Origin of the sequence: Chryseobacterium taeanense, assembly GCF_900099685.1 — a bacterium.
In the GTDB taxonomy this organism is placed as follows: domain Bacteria; phylum Bacteroidota; class Bacteroidia; order Flavobacteriales; family Weeksellaceae; genus Chryseobacterium; species Chryseobacterium taeanense.
The window spans coordinates 25,523-38,660 of sequence record NZ_FNDW01000004.1 but is presented as its reverse complement, the minus strand read 5'-3'; the positions used below and the strand labels follow the sequence as shown (position 1 = coordinate 38,660).

Genomic DNA, 13,138 nt, shown 5'->3' with positions numbered 1-13,138 from the left:
ATGACATTAAATATCGGTATTAAAATACTTTCATCTGTATCTATTATAATTCTGACTTTCTCTTCAATCGGAAATAAACGATCTGAAGAGAAGTCAGAATCTTTTTATCATAAAAAATATGATACATTATCTGAGATTGAACTCGCTAAAATGTTTGATGAAGAAAGGAAGTATTTTGACTCATCCTGTACCGAAGAGACAAAAAAAGCTTATGAAGATATCAAAAGGAACAAACTTGTTTTCTTTCATTATTTCGGAATGGTGGAAAGTTTCAAGGGCAATGCTGAGATGAATTCATTATTAAAGAATTACAAAATTGAAGTTGATTCTGCTTTATATTACTGTACCATTCCTTCTTCATTGCAAAATTGCTATGCCCGTATCATGAGGAAAGAAATTGACAGAAAATTTGGACCTAAGTTTATTGATTCTTTAAGACAGATCTCTGAAATACAATACGTGAAAAATAATCCTGATAAGATTTATCGTTTTGAAGAATGTGATATGGTTTCAAGATATCCCGGCGACAAAGATTATAACGACTTTTTCGTCAACAGCAAAAGAGATTTTTGGAAGAAAACAGAATATCCCATAGATTATGAATTTCGAAAGGAACAAGATCTCTATTCTTATATTTCCGCAGATTTTATTCTTTATAAAAACGGAAAAATAGATGACATCAAAACTTATTTAAGCTTTCAAAATAAAAAAAATTATAAATTCGCATCCTATTTCATTAATCAATTAAAAAACTTCATTAAAAACACTCACTGGATTCCTGCAAAAAGTTCCGGAATACCTGTAAATAGTGAAATGAAAATAACGATACATTTTAAATAACTATGAAAAAAATTATTGTAAGCTCTTTAATTTTGGCTTGTGGGAGTATTTACGCACAAAAAGCAAAACCGAAAACCAATAAAATTGATAAAAATCTGGTAGGTCTATGGAAAGGCAGCGAAAAAGATCAGCAGATCGAAGGTGTTGAAAAGCTATGGATTATGGAAAGAAAGCAGGACGGAACTTTCATGCTTCTTTTTACAACAGTTCAAGATTGCCAAGTGGATCAACATGTAGAAAAAGGACAATGGTGGATTGAAAACGGAGAATTTCATGAATTGCATTACAGCTCAGGTCAGACAGATGTATATACTTACCAAGTTCTTGATCCTTCACACATCAAATTCAAATCAAAAGAACAATCTATGGAAATGGCAACAGACAATTACACTTTTATAGATACAAAAATCGAGGAAGAAGATCAATAAAATTATAAGCATTCATTTTTTGGATGCTTTTTTATTTATTATTTAATTATAAAATAGATATATTTAGTAACCTAATTTTTATTTAATACATATATGAACTGTTTAACTCTTTTAAGTCTTTCCTGGCAACATATATTAATCATTTTAATTATTATTCCTCTTTACTTTATACCAACATATATTGCTTTCAGCAGGAAAAAAGCAAATACCGGAGCTATCTTCGCATTGAATTTATTTCTGGGTTGGGCACTGATCGGCTGGGTTGGAGCATTAATCTGGGCGTTATCCAACGAAAAAAGTAATACTGGAAGTAATATTGATCAACTAACTAAATTAAAAGTGCTTCACGATGAGGGTGTAATTACAGATGAGGAATTTGAAACTCAAAAAAATAAATTATTACGATGAAATATTCATACATTTTATAAAATGTATTTGAATTTTAAAAGTCCAGAAAATTTTAAGACTTTTGCTTTTAAAATAAAAAAATGAATTGTCCCTGCTGCTCCGGAAAAACCTATGAAGAATGCTGTAAGCCCTATCATTCCGGTGAGAAACATGCTCCGACTGCTGAAGCTTTAATGAGATCAAGGTTTTCTGCATTTGCCATTCCGAATGGTGATTATTTAATGGAAACAACACTCCCGAGCAAAAGAAAATATCACAACAAAAAAGATTTACAGGAATGGGGACAAATCAATACTTGGACAAAATTGGAAATTGTAAATAGACCCGCTGTTAATAAGGTAGAATTTAAAGCCTTTTACACTGATGAAAACGGAGATCCTCAAATTCATCACGAGCTGTCAACATTTAAAATGATTCAGAGCCGTTGGTTTTATGTGAGCGGTAAATTCCTGGACTAGTACTGTTGCATTCATTCTTACCGGAGATCATAAAGAATAGATTAATAAAGCTAATAAAAATCTTTGATTTTCTGTCTTGTGTGGTAAAATTATCATTAAAGCGCGGCCTGCATCATATTCTTCATTTGATATACCCTTTTAAAAGAGGCCATAAAACACTGAAAGATAACAAATTGTACTTGATCGGCTCTTCTGACTGGTTGATTACTTCTTCTGACTGGTTGATCGGCTCTTCTAAACACTTGATCGTGCATTCGGAGTAGTTGATTGTCTCTGCGGAGTACTTGATCACCTCTTCTAAACGTTTGATTGTCCATTCGGAATGGTTGATTGCCCATTCCAAGTGGTTGATTACTTTATCGAAATTGTTTATCCGAAAAGCTGATGGCAACCGTTTTTTGATTAAATAAAAATGTCCGGCAAAAACCGGACATTGATATTTAATTTTAGTGAGCTTCGTTTCCGTCGATCCCGTGAGCGTGACCATGATTTAACTCTTCTTCTGTAGCAGGGCGTGTATTTAAAATTTCCACCTGGAAATCTAAAACTTTCCCAGCCATTGGGTGATTAAGATCTGCAACTACCATTTCCGGTGTTACTTCTACCACAAATGCCTGGAAATTGTTTCCCTGATTATCAGATAATGGTAAAATTGCTCCTACCGGCGGTGTTCCGGATTCCTGGAACATATCGATTGGTAACTGTGCGATAGCATCAGGCTGTCTTTCACCATAAGCTTCTTCTGGCTGAATTACGAATGCAGCTTTATCTCCTGCCTTTAATCCCAGAATATTTTGTTCAAATTTTGGAATCATCATTCCAACACCGTATAAAAACGTAAGTGGATTTTCTGCGGTTGTTTCTTCTACAAGGGTTTTGCTTCCGTCTTCTTCGATGGTGTGAAGTATGTAACGTACAGCTACAACATGATTGTTTTCGATTGTCATATTTTTTCTTTTTTTCGTGAATTTTACACGATTAACAGTACAAATATACTGTTTTTGAAATCATTGACCGAAGAATCATGACTAAAGAAATAACCGGATTCTACTTTTCCTTTTTTGTTTCTTTTCGTTTTTTCTCTCTCAATACAAAAAGATATAAACTCTCTACTTTTGATCTGGCCCACGGCGTTTTCCGCAAAAATTTCAGTGACGAGCTGATACTGGGATTATCCGTAAAACATTTAATATTGATCTGCTCGCCAAGTTTTTCAAAACCATTATAATATTCTACCAGTTCCTCGAGGATGGTATCAAGTCTTTTTCCGTGAAGAGGATCTTTAGATTGCTGTTCCATGCTGTAAAAATAGATATAAAATTGTATTGGGCTGCAAAGAAAACTTTAAAACAATATTTCTACAAAATTTTACTATCGTTGCAGAGAAGAATTATTTTTAAAAAAACTTTTGTTATTTTCATAATTATCATTTTCATATTTTAGTTTAATGAAAAAAATCTTACCGCACATTATTCTAATTCCGTTGTTGCTGACAATCCCTATTGTCTCCTCTCCTGATTTCGACGGAACCTTGTCAGTTTTCAGGGTTTCACCATTTCAGCGAGAATTTATCCGTTTCGTACTGGTGATTATTTTCTTTTATCTGAACCTGAATATTTTTCTTCCTAAATTGTACGGCAAAAAGAAATATTTCCCTTTCATAACCTGCATTGTAGTCTGTTTCGGAATGATGATCTTTCTTCCTTATCGTCTTACTTCGGAAAATGTTTTTCCCGGAGGTTCGGCATTTACACATATGAAGCCGGCAGCAATGCCGCCGCCGATTGGAAACCATTCGTCAACTCCCATGGGAAGACCTCCTTTCAGGCATTTTGACGAGCACAGAAACGACGCTTCTTATCAGCAAATGATTTTCTCATCTGTTCTTCCATTTTTGTTTTCATTCCTCTCATCTCTTTTTATTTACCGGAATATAGAAAAGAAAGAGTTGGAAAAATCAAAAGCCAAAGCCGAACTATTAAATTTAAAATATCAGCTTCAACCGCATTTCTTGTTCAATATTCTGAATTCTATTTATTCATTAACTTTATTGAAATCCGACGATGCTCCGGAAGGCGTTTTAAAACTTTCAAATGTCATGCGGTATATCGTGCAGGAAAGCAGTAAAGATTTTGTGGAGCTGAGCAAGGAAATTGAATATCTTAAGGATTATATCGCTCTCCAGTTGATAAGAACAGACAGCAGCCTTGATTTTTCTTATACCGAAATTGGTGAGATGAAAGGATTGCATATTGCCCCTTTTATTCTGGTCAATTTTGTTGAGAATGCTTTTAAATATGGCTTTAATGCAGAAAAGAAATCGAAAATATCCGTAAAAGTGATTGTTCAGGACAATGTTTTGAATTTTAACGTTTTCAATAATATTGTAAATTATAAAATTACGGATGAAAGCAGTCTGAAAATCGGTCTGAAAAATACAATAGAACATTTAAACCAGATTTACGGACAAAAACATACTTTAGTAATCCACAATGATTACAAAACATATGATGTAAATTTGAATATCAATTTAATCTAAATTTATGATAAAAGCCATTGCTTTGGATGATGAAATTCTGGCCTTAAAAATTATTGAGAATTATGCCGGAAAAATTGAAAATCTTTCTCTTGAAAAGGTGTTCAACACACAAAGTGATGCAAAAAAACACCTTAGGAAATACCCTGTCGATCTCATTTTTTTAGATATTGAAATGCCCTCTAAAAACGGGATGGATTTCTACAAAAACATCTCTCAAAATACAAAAGTCATTTTCACGACCGCTTATTCCGAATATGCTGTTGATGCCTTCAGTATCAATGCGGTAGATTATTTATTAAAACCTTTTTCTTTCGAAAGATTCAAAGAGGCTGTAGGAAAAGTGAAAATCACAAATGATCCTGATGATATAAAATATCTTTCCATTCGTGCCGATTACAAGCTTCACAAGATCAATTTCGATGATATACTTCTCATTGAAGGCTTAGACGATTATATTCAGATCCATCTTACGGATAATTCTAAAATCACAGCCCGTTCTTCTATGAAAAGTATTATGGAAAAGCTTTCCGAAAAGGATTTTGTGCGTGTTCATCGTTCTTATATTGTTCCTGTGAATAATATCAAAACGGTTGTGAACCGTAATATTCATATTACCCATTTTGTGATTCCGATTGGCGATACCTATAAGGATGTTGTCATGAGAATTGTGAATAAATAGTTCTACCTTCAGCAGGTTCATCCAATATACCAAATCATAACAGACAGATTTGGCACAATCAATTAAATTCATCTATAGCCTTTTAATTCTTAATAGTTCTTAAAAAATTACTGTTTACCGACACATTTTTTCTGTTTACCTCATAAATTTCATAATTCATCACTTTCAAAATACCTTTGATCTAAGAATTTGAAGAAACTCAAATAACGATCTATATCATTTAATTATTAACAGCAAAAAAGAAATGTTATGAAAACAATAGACAGGAAGAGCTTTTTAAAAACGCTTGGTTTAGCAGGAGTTACTGCTGTAGCCGCTCCGATTTTAGTTCATTGCAGTAGTGACGATGATATTACAGATTCATCCACCAATTCTTCAGGATCTACTTCTAGTTCTAGTTCTAGTTCTAGTTCTACTTCAGGTTCTCAGTCATCATCAACAGGATGTTCTGTTACAAACTCTGAAACTGAAGGCCCGTTTCCTACAAAATCTCCCTCAAGCCTTGTTCAGAGCAATATTGTAAGCGACAGAACAGGAGTTCCTTTTAGCATTGAGATTACTGTTCAGAATGTAAATGCAAGCTGTGCCAATTTACAAGGTGCGATTGTTGACATATGGCATTGTGATAAAGACGGAAATTATTCAGAATATGGAGGAACTTCGATGCAGTCTTCCAATTACACATCGGTTCATTTTTTACGAGGAAGACAAACGACGGATGCCAACGGAAAAGTAAATTTCACCTCTATTTTTCCGGGTTGGTACAGCGGAAGAGCGACTCATATTCATGTTCATATATATAATTCTTCGGGGCAATCGCTTCTGGTAACGCAAATTGCCTTCCCTGAAGGAAGCGACAGTGCTGTTGTTCAGGTAGCTGCAAGCACCGGCTACAAAGGCATGACCGGATATACTTATAATGCGAATGATAATGTATTCAGTGACGGAACCTCAAACGAGATGTCGAGCATATCAGGAAGTGTAAGTGCAGGATATGCCCTTACCCACACCATCAAAGTTTCGGCTTAGAAATAAAGTCTATTTAATATTAGTCAATTAGTTTCCACAAAAAGCACAGATCTACACAATTGGAGTGGTTGATAAGTGTTTGTCTGTGCCATGTGGAACGTTTAAAATCCAGAAAATGTTAGTTCAAAGCCCATCAAGAATTTATAAAGCCGATTTTTCAGTTTGGAAAAAAGAAAAAGCATGTATTCTGAATGAAATAATCATTGAAGAAGCTTCGGATCTTAGAAAAGTATCTGAAATTGTACTTGACGAAAGTGAAAATTACATCTTAGAATTTGCGGAAGATTCCACCATCATGGTCATGATCTTGTACGGCGAAATTTTAATTAATGATTTTGAAAAGACCATTTCCTCAGAACAGGTTTTCACTTTAAGCTCAAACGAAAGCAATCTTTTCCATATTAAAAATAATCTTGAGGAAGAAAAGGCTGATGTATTAATTTTTGAATTCAAAAACAAAAAAAACAATCGGTTTTTTGCGGTTGAAGATTTACATATCATCTCGAAAAACATTTTATTTCCCATTTCAGAAAATGTAGAATATCCCAATTTTATTGGATTGTATGAAGGAAGAAGGGAGCAGGAATACATACTTCGGAAAAACAGCAAATCAATTTTCGGAATGGTAATAAACGGCGCTTTTGAATTTCAAAACCGGCTTATGGAAAGCAGAGATGCCATTATCTTATCAGAAATTGCAACACTTGAATTTGAAGCCCTGAGTGAGAATGCCCTTTTGATTTTTTTTGAAATTTAACCTAAATAAATCGCATATGGACAGAAAAAACTTTTTAAGAAACTCGTTAGGACTGGCAGGAATTGCTGTTGCCACACCTGCGCTGTTACGATCAAATTTTTCACCGGGAAATATTTCTGCTGATAACACGGCAAAAACCGATCTTACCTGTACAGTAACCAATACGGAAACTGAAGGACCTTTTCCTACACATACACCATCCAGCCTTGTTCAAAGCAATATTGTGGGCGATAGAACCGGTGTTCCGTTTACCATAAATATTTATATTAAAAACACCAATGGAAATTGTGCCGCATACCAAGGTGTTTTAGTAGATATATGGCATTGTGATAAAGATGGCAATTATTCTGAGTATGGAGGCACGCAAATGCAGTCGGCTAATTACACCAACAATCACTTTCTTCGCGGAAGGCAGACAACCGATGCCAGTGGTATGGTGAGCTTTACAAGTATTTTCCCCGGCTGGTACCAAAGCAGGGCGACACATATTCACGTTCATATTTATAAAGCAGATGGAACTTCTCTTTTAATAACCCAAATTGCATTTCCCGAGGGAACTAATAGTGCAGTTTATAATGTGAATGTAAATGGTGCTTCTTACGGTTACACAAAGGGAATGACGGGATATACCTATAATAGCAGTGACAATGTTTTTTCTGATGGGACAAGCAATGAAATGAGTACAATAACAGGTTCCTTATCGGCAGGTTATATCCTAACCCACACCATATATGTGGCAGGAGCCGTTCTTGGAACACAGGAAGTAGAGAACACTAAAAATTTTAAAGTGGAACAAAATTATCCCAATCCATTCCGCGAGGAAACTGTTTTTCCTATTATGCTTAACGAAAAATCTACCGTAAGTATTGATCTGTTTGACACCAGTGGGCGGAAACTTTTCAGCGTAATCGACAAGCAAAAACTATCTTCCGGAAAACAGGAAATAAAAATGAACAGAAACCAGCTAAAATCCGGAATGTATGTTGCAAAAATTACGATAGATAATTCTAAAGGAAAATTTTCAGAAGACCTGAAAGTTCTTGTGAGCTGATGCTTTCAAGTGTTAGATAATTTCATATCAATTTTGTTAGAAGCAGGGCGGAATTAAAAAAATGTCGCCCTGTTTATTAAAACTTAGAAATTATGAAAGCTAAAATAAAATTGGCGTTTCGAGTCGTGATTGATGAGAATTCAAGTATGCTGTGGGATCAATATATCTTTGAAGATACTTACCTGGAGTATAAAATTCAGCATCAGGTATTTGATGACAAAGATGATCCGGTAAAAAATTATTGGCAACTGTTGCTGAAAAATTCTAATGCAGAAAAAATTCCTTTTTTACTCAGTACCGCTGTTGTAAACTACGTTTCTCAGCTAAATGGTGAAATTAAGAGCCTCCCGGATGTCTTAGGCAATACCTTCTTCCCAATTGAAGATTTTAAACTGGATCTTATAAGCTCAAATGTTGAAGATAAATCAAAGCATAAAATAGGACTGACTTTTTACACGCCTGAATTGCTGCTTATAGATATTATTGATAACAAATACCTTTTGAGCAAAACAACTTCGGGAGAACATTTTGATACCTTCATGTTTAGCTTTCATCCTCAGGTAGCAATTTCTTATTATGCGGCGATTTGATTTTATCCAAAATGTAAATGATAATATCCGCAACAAACCTATCGACTTTGGCCTACCATTGTTCATTTGAATATTGAATATTTTTTTTCATTATAAATACGCATTTTTAGAATGCATATACTTTTAGAAGATTTGTAAAGAGAACCTCCTCGAAATTTCGACGGAGGTTTTTCAATAAAGATTTATTACATTTGAATCATTAAAATTATCATGCAAAACTTACCTCTTATTTTAAAACCCGGAAAAGTAAAAAGTAGTATTTTACTGATGATTAGTATTGGTTTTGTCGTTTTAGGGATTTCTCTTTTAGATAAAAACAAACTCATTGCGATTCTGAATATTGTTTTTTTCGGAATGTGTTTCGTAGTTTTTCTTCTCAACCTTCTTCCCGGTTCATGTTATCTCAAAATTGATGAAAAGGGAATTGAAATGAAAAATCTTTTCAGGGTTACTTTTATTCCCTGGCATACAGTTGTTACCTTTAAAACAAAATGGGTAGCTTTCAACAGGCTTGTGGTTTTTGACTTTAATAAAACCATGGTCGGTAATAAAACGAAACTACGACAGGGAGGCTTTCCCGACACCTATGGAATGTCTGCCAAAAAGCTCGCCCAACTTCTGAATGAATACAAAGCCAGATTTGATACTGAGGCATAAATTAAAACTCCATTGAAATGATTTTCAACGGAGTTTTTAATATCTATTTTACCTGCGAACCGACCTTTTCGCCGAACAGTTCGATTGATTTTCTCATGATATCATCAGCCGGATCGCCGACATCCATATGACCGATAAATCTGGTAATCCCGAAAATTTCTTTCATGTAAGCAATTTTATCGGCAACTTCATTGGCGTTTCCTATAAACAAAGCACCGTCTTTGCTCCTTCCGCCTTCATATTGCATTTTGGTGTAAGGTGCCCAGCCTCTTGATGACCCGATCCTGTCCATCTGCGATTTATAATTGTGAAAATATCCGTCTATTACATTTGCATCTTCACTTACAAAAGTATGCGAGTGGATGGCAATCTGCATTTCAGATTCGGGATGGCCTGCTTTAAGATATTCCTGCTTGTAGAATTCAATTAAATTCTTAAACTGCACAGGCATTCCTCCAATGATGGCTACCACGAGGGGTATTCCTAATTTCGCAGCACTTAAAACGGATTGCGGAGTTCCGCCGACAGCTCTCCAGATCGAAAGTTTGCCTCCATTTTTTGCTCTTGGATAAACCGTCTGATTCTGCATCGGAGCACGTAATTTACCTGACCAGGAAACATTTTCCTCTGAATTAATCTTTAAAAGCAATTCCAGTTTTTCATCGAAAAGCTCTTCATAATCATTTAAAGAATATCCGTAAAGCGGAAAAGATTCAATAAAACTTCCGCGGCCTACGAAAATTTCCGCACGTCCATCTGAAATTAAATCGAGTGTTGAAAAATCTTCATATACTTTTACAGGTTCAGATGAGCTGAGTACGGTTACGCCACTTGCCAGCTTTATGTTTTTTGTAACACTTGCCGCAGCAGCCAAAACGATTTCCGGAGACGAAACCGCATAGTCGGGACGGTGATGCTCGCCCATGGCAAAAACATCAATTCCTACCTCATCCATCAGTTTTACCTGATCTATAATTTCACGGATTTTTACACCTGCATCTTTATATTTCCCGGTATTTGGGTCGAAACTTAAATCGCCAAACATTCCAATTCCTAATTCCATATTGTTGATTTTTATGCTACAAAGATAATTCACTTAAAAATCAGGTACATTGATGTTTGATAAGAAAGAAATGAAATCCGGATCAGTAATTTTTAAACAGCCTGAAAACAAAAAAGACAGAAACCTCAGTATATGAACGAGTCTCTGTCTTTTTAGAAAATTATTTTAGAAATTATTTTTTCAGATAAAGGTCAAAATAATCCGTTACTTTCTGCATCAGATGTACCCTGTCTTTCCCGATCACATTATGCGGATGTCCCGGATAAACAAAATAATCCAGCTGTACGCCATTGTCAACGGCAGCTTTGATAAATTTAATCGAGTGCTGCCAAACAACCACATCATCCTGTGCTCCATGAATCATCAAGAGTTTACCCTTTAAATTCTGTACTTTATTCAAAAGATTAGCATTGGCATATCCCTGCGGATTTTCCTGCGGCGTATCCATATATCTCTCGCCGTACATAATTTCGTACATACTCCAGTCGATCACCGGTCCGCCGGCAACGCCTACTTTAAAGACTTCCGGGTGACGAAGCATGAAGCTCGTCGTCATAAATCCTCCGAAACTCCATCCGTGAATCCCCATTCTTTCTGAATCTACATAAGGAAGAGATTTCAGGTAATCAATCCCTTTCATCTGGTCATTCATTTCGGTCGTTCCCAGGTTTCTGAAAACAGCCTGCTCAAACTTCAGTCCGCGATTGGAAGAACCTCTTCCGTCCATCGTAAAGATAATATATCCGTTTTGCGCCATATATTCGTACCAAAGATTTCCGGAAGCAGGGAATGAGTTGGTCACAAGCTGCAGGTGCGGCCCGTTGTACAGATACACAATTACCGGATATTTTTTATTGGAATCAAAATTGGTCGGCAGGATGATCTTTCCGTATAACGGCGTTCCATCATCTGCCTTTAAAACTACATTTTTAATTTCCGGACGCTGGTAATTCTTCAACGGGTTCTCAGCGGTAAGAATAGTCGTGGATTTCAGCGTATTGGTATTGATGATATTCGCAACCCTCGGGGTATTGGCATTGCTGTAAATGTCATAAAGATGGTTTCCGTCACTGCTTAAAATACCGGTATGAACTCCTTCAGTATTATCCAGGCGCTGCATTTTGAAGTTGAGCCAGTTGATTCTGTACAAATGTTTTTCAAGCGGCGTTTCTTTGGTAGACGTAAAATAAATTTCCTTTTTCTTTTCGTTAAAACCTAAAATATCGGTCACCAGCCAGTCTCCTTTTGTAATCTGGGCAATAAGTCCTTTTTCTATATTGTAATGAAACAGATGATTGTATCCTGTTCTCTGACTCTGCCAGATGAAATCGGTATTAGAATTTGGGAAAAAAGTAAGCGGATGCTGAGGTTCGACATATTTGTCGCTGGTTTCTTCAAAAAGCGTTTTTACCAGATTTCCCGTAACGGCATCGTACTGATTCATTTTCATATGATTCTGACCTCTGTTCAGAACACCGACAAAAATGTATTTAGAATCCGGACTCCAGGTCACGGCTGTCAGATACTGATCTTTTTCTCCTTCGATGTTAAGGAATGTGGTAGATTGGGTTTTGATATTAAAAACACCCAAAGTCACCTGATGAGAAGTCTGCCCTGCCATCGGGTATTTAATATTATGATTCACCGCAGGCGTTACCGACCAGTCGATGATCGGGTAATCGGCAACCATGGTCTGATCCATTCTGTAAAATGCCACGCTTTCGGAATTCGGAGCCGGGAAAATTCCTGTATCGATGCCGAACTCGTTTCTATGTACGTTGGATGAACCGTTCAGAATATTTTCATCAGAATCATTCGTTACGGCGATTGTTTTACCGTTTTTATTGACGAATAAATTATTTTTTACCGTAAAGGCAAAAGTCTGGTTATCCCCAAAAACTTTAAGATCGGATGCATTCTGGTCTATTTCAACCTGGCTCTTCATTTTCCAGTCACTTCCTGATTTTTCAACCCAGATCACCTTTCCTTCTTTATTGAAATACCCTTTCGAATTGCTGATGAATTTGATCTGCGGAACCGCTTTAAATTTACTATCTGTAAGACCTCTATTAAGCTGTGTTAAAGAAACCAGCGTATCCTGTTTATTTGATTTCAGATCGGTAATAAGATAGCCTCCTTTTACTGCCTGAATGTAAGATTTTCTGTCTCCTGACCATGAAAACTGAGAAATGTTTTTCACGGCAAGATTGGTTCTCAATCCGTTAACAGCTTCTGCCATTGTAAACTTCTGGGTCTGGGCAAATGCAGAACTGCCCAAAACCACCATCAATAAAGAAAATTTATATAATTTCATTGCTTAAAATTGAATCCATCAAAAATAAGAAATAAATATCATTCGTTAAGAAGTGTTAAAATAAATAATCAAAGAGTAATAAAATATTACAGCACTACTCATTTGCTGAGCAATAAAGTTTATGCTGAGCCTGTCGAAATACCCCAGCGCTAAATAAACAATCAAAAAAGCTAATAAAATATTATAGAATACTCATTTGCTGAGCGAAGCACCTTAGCGCCCGAAAATAAGCGCAATCATTTCAAGCAAATCTTTGCGTTCAAAGCGTTAAAATAAAATGGTGAAAATGTAAAATAGGAGGAAGATTTTATTCGTAATGCCCATG

16 protein-coding genes are annotated in these 13,138 nt (G+C 35.7%); 11 read left to right on the top strand and 5 right to left on the bottom strand.

Features of this window, described 5'->3' with window-relative positions:
- The 4 genes from BLR30_RS07290 to BLR30_RS07275 all read left to right on the top strand — a co-directional run bounded on the left by BLR30_RS07290 (nt 1) and on the right by BLR30_RS07275 (nt 2,134).
- Nucleotides 1–840, top strand: a complete 840-nt coding sequence (locus BLR30_RS07290; protein WP_089856625.1) for a hypothetical protein — start codon at nt 1–3, stop codon at nt 838–840.
- Nucleotides 841–842: 2 nt separating this feature from the next.
- Nucleotides 843–1,268: a hypothetical protein gene (locus BLR30_RS07285; RefSeq protein ID WP_089856623.1), complete on the top strand. Its 426-nt coding sequence runs from the start codon at nt 843–845 to the stop codon at nt 1,266–1,268.
- A gap of 93 nt (nt 1,269–1,361) precedes the next feature.
- Nucleotides 1,362–1,676 (top strand): superinfection immunity protein, encoded by a 315-nt coding sequence (locus BLR30_RS07280; protein ID WP_089856621.1) that lies wholly within the window; start codon nt 1,362–1,364, stop codon nt 1,674–1,676.
- An 80-nt stretch (nt 1,677–1,756) separates the two neighbouring features.
- A complete protein-coding gene (locus BLR30_RS07275) occupies nt 1,757–2,134 on the top strand; it encodes a YchJ family protein (protein ID WP_089856620.1) in 378 nt (125 codons plus the stop codon).
- 121 nt (nt 2,135–2,255) lie between these two features.
- On the opposite strand, the gene BLR30_RS07270 is transcribed toward BLR30_RS07275, so the two are convergent.
- From BLR30_RS07270 to BLR30_RS07260, 3 genes are all read right to left on the bottom strand, one after another.
- The gene (locus tag BLR30_RS07270) at nt 2,256–2,621 is read right to left on the bottom strand and encodes a hypothetical protein (protein WP_139164606.1); all 366 of its coding nucleotides are present in this window, start codon (nt 2,619–2,621) and stop codon (nt 2,256–2,258) included.
- Complete coding sequence (locus BLR30_RS07265; RefSeq protein ID WP_089856617.1) at nt 2,581–3,081, bottom strand: FKBP-type peptidyl-prolyl cis-trans isomerase; 501 nt, start codon at nt 3,079–3,081, stop codon at nt 2,581–2,583. The genes BLR30_RS07270 and BLR30_RS07265 overlap by 41 nt, the downstream gene beginning before the upstream one ends.
- A 100-nt stretch (nt 3,082–3,181) precedes the next feature.
- On the bottom strand, nt 3,182–3,433 hold the full coding sequence (locus BLR30_RS07260) for a VF530 family protein (protein ID WP_089856616.1): 252 nt from the start codon (nt 3,431–3,433) through the stop codon (nt 3,182–3,184).
- 148 nt (nt 3,434–3,581) lie between these two features.
- On the opposite strand from BLR30_RS07260, the gene BLR30_RS07255 reads away from it, so the two are divergent.
- From BLR30_RS07255 to BLR30_RS07225, 7 genes are all read left to right on the top strand, one after another.
- Nucleotides 3,582–4,673 (top strand): sensor histidine kinase, encoded by a 1,092-nt coding sequence (locus BLR30_RS07255; RefSeq protein WP_089856614.1) that lies wholly within the window; start codon nt 3,582–3,584, stop codon nt 4,671–4,673.
- Between the two features lie 4 nt (nt 4,674–4,677).
- Nucleotides 4,678–5,352 carry a LytR/AlgR family response regulator transcription factor gene (locus BLR30_RS07250; protein WP_089856613.1) on the top strand — a complete coding sequence of 225 codons (675 nt, stop codon included), beginning with the start codon at nt 4,678–4,680 and terminating at the stop codon, nt 5,350–5,352.
- Nucleotides 5,353–5,601: 249 nt separating this feature from the next.
- Nucleotides 5,602–6,381: a dioxygenase family protein gene (locus BLR30_RS07245; protein WP_228400737.1), complete on the top strand. Its 780-nt coding sequence runs from the start codon at nt 5,602–5,604 to the stop codon at nt 6,379–6,381.
- Nucleotides 6,382–6,496: 115 nt separating this feature from the next.
- A complete protein-coding gene (locus tag BLR30_RS07240; RefSeq protein ID WP_089856611.1) occupies nt 6,497–7,138 on the top strand; it encodes a pirin family protein in 642 nt (213 codons plus the stop codon).
- Nucleotides 7,139–7,154: 16 nt separating this feature from the next.
- Nucleotides 7,155–8,189: a T9SS type A sorting domain-containing protein gene (locus tag BLR30_RS07235; RefSeq protein ID WP_089856609.1), complete on the top strand. Its 1,035-nt coding sequence runs from the start codon at nt 7,155–7,157 to the stop codon at nt 8,187–8,189.
- A 92-nt stretch (nt 8,190–8,281) separates the two neighbouring features.
- Nucleotides 8,282–8,779 carry a hypothetical protein gene (locus BLR30_RS07230; protein ID WP_089856606.1) on the top strand — a complete coding sequence of 166 codons (498 nt, stop codon included), beginning with the start codon at nt 8,282–8,284 and terminating at the stop codon, nt 8,777–8,779.
- A 210-nt stretch (nt 8,780–8,989) separates the two neighbouring features.
- Nucleotides 8,990–9,436 (top strand): STM3941 family protein, encoded by a 447-nt coding sequence (locus BLR30_RS07225; protein WP_089856604.1) that lies wholly within the window; start codon nt 8,990–8,992, stop codon nt 9,434–9,436.
- Between the two features lie 43 nt (nt 9,437–9,479).
- On the opposite strand, the gene BLR30_RS07220 is transcribed toward BLR30_RS07225, so the two are convergent.
- Both BLR30_RS07220 and BLR30_RS07215 read right to left on the bottom strand, forming a co-directional pair.
- Nucleotides 9,480–10,499, bottom strand: coding sequence for an LLM class flavin-dependent oxidoreductase (locus BLR30_RS07220; RefSeq protein ID WP_089856602.1), 1,020 nt, complete (start codon nt 10,497–10,499; stop codon nt 9,480–9,482).
- A 172-nt stretch (nt 10,500–10,671) separates the two neighbouring features.
- Nucleotides 10,672–12,813, bottom strand: a complete 2,142-nt coding sequence (locus BLR30_RS07215; protein ID WP_089856599.1) for a S9 family peptidase — start codon at nt 12,811–12,813, stop codon at nt 10,672–10,674.
- Nucleotides 12,814–13,138 lie beyond the last annotated feature (325 nt).

Coding starts and splice junctions, on each gene's coding strand:
- BLR30_RS07290 (WP_089856625.1), top strand. CDS start 1: ATGACATTAAATATCGGTATTAAAATACTTTCATCTGTATCTATTATA.
- BLR30_RS07285 (WP_089856623.1), top strand. CDS start 843: ATGAAAAAAATTATTGTAAGCTCTTTAATTTTGGCTTGTGGGAGTATT.
- BLR30_RS07280 (WP_089856621.1), top strand. CDS start 1,362: ATGAACTGTTTAACTCTTTTAAGTCTTTCCTGGCAACATATATTAATC.
- BLR30_RS07275 (WP_089856620.1), top strand. CDS start 1,757: ATGAATTGTCCCTGCTGCTCCGGAAAAACCTATGAAGAATGCTGTAAG.
- BLR30_RS07270 (WP_139164606.1), bottom strand. CDS start 2,621: ATGGTCACGCTCACGGGATCGACGGAAACGAAGCTCACTAAAATTAAA.
- BLR30_RS07265 (WP_089856617.1), bottom strand. CDS start 3,081: ATGACAATCGAAAACAATCATGTTGTAGCTGTACGTTACATACTTCAC.
- BLR30_RS07260 (WP_089856616.1), bottom strand. CDS start 3,433: ATGGAACAGCAATCTAAAGATCCTCTTCACGGAAAAAGACTTGATACC.
- BLR30_RS07255 (WP_089856614.1), top strand. CDS start 3,582: ATGAAAAAAATCTTACCGCACATTATTCTAATTCCGTTGTTGCTGACA.
- BLR30_RS07250 (WP_089856613.1), top strand. CDS start 4,678: ATGATAAAAGCCATTGCTTTGGATGATGAAATTCTGGCCTTAAAAATT.
- BLR30_RS07245 (WP_228400737.1), top strand. CDS start 5,602: ATGAAAACAATAGACAGGAAGAGCTTTTTAAAAACGCTTGGTTTAGCA.
- BLR30_RS07240 (WP_089856611.1), top strand. CDS start 6,497: ATGTTAGTTCAAAGCCCATCAAGAATTTATAAAGCCGATTTTTCAGTT.
- BLR30_RS07235 (WP_089856609.1), top strand. CDS start 7,155: ATGGACAGAAAAAACTTTTTAAGAAACTCGTTAGGACTGGCAGGAATT.
- BLR30_RS07230 (WP_089856606.1), top strand. CDS start 8,282: ATGAAAGCTAAAATAAAATTGGCGTTTCGAGTCGTGATTGATGAGAAT.
- BLR30_RS07225 (WP_089856604.1), top strand. CDS start 8,990: ATGCAAAACTTACCTCTTATTTTAAAACCCGGAAAAGTAAAAAGTAGT.
- BLR30_RS07220 (WP_089856602.1), bottom strand. CDS start 10,499: ATGGAATTAGGAATTGGAATGTTTGGCGATTTAAGTTTCGACCCAAAT.
- BLR30_RS07215 (WP_089856599.1), bottom strand. CDS start 12,813: ATGAAATTATATAAATTTTCTTTATTGATGGTGGTTTTGGGCAGTTCT.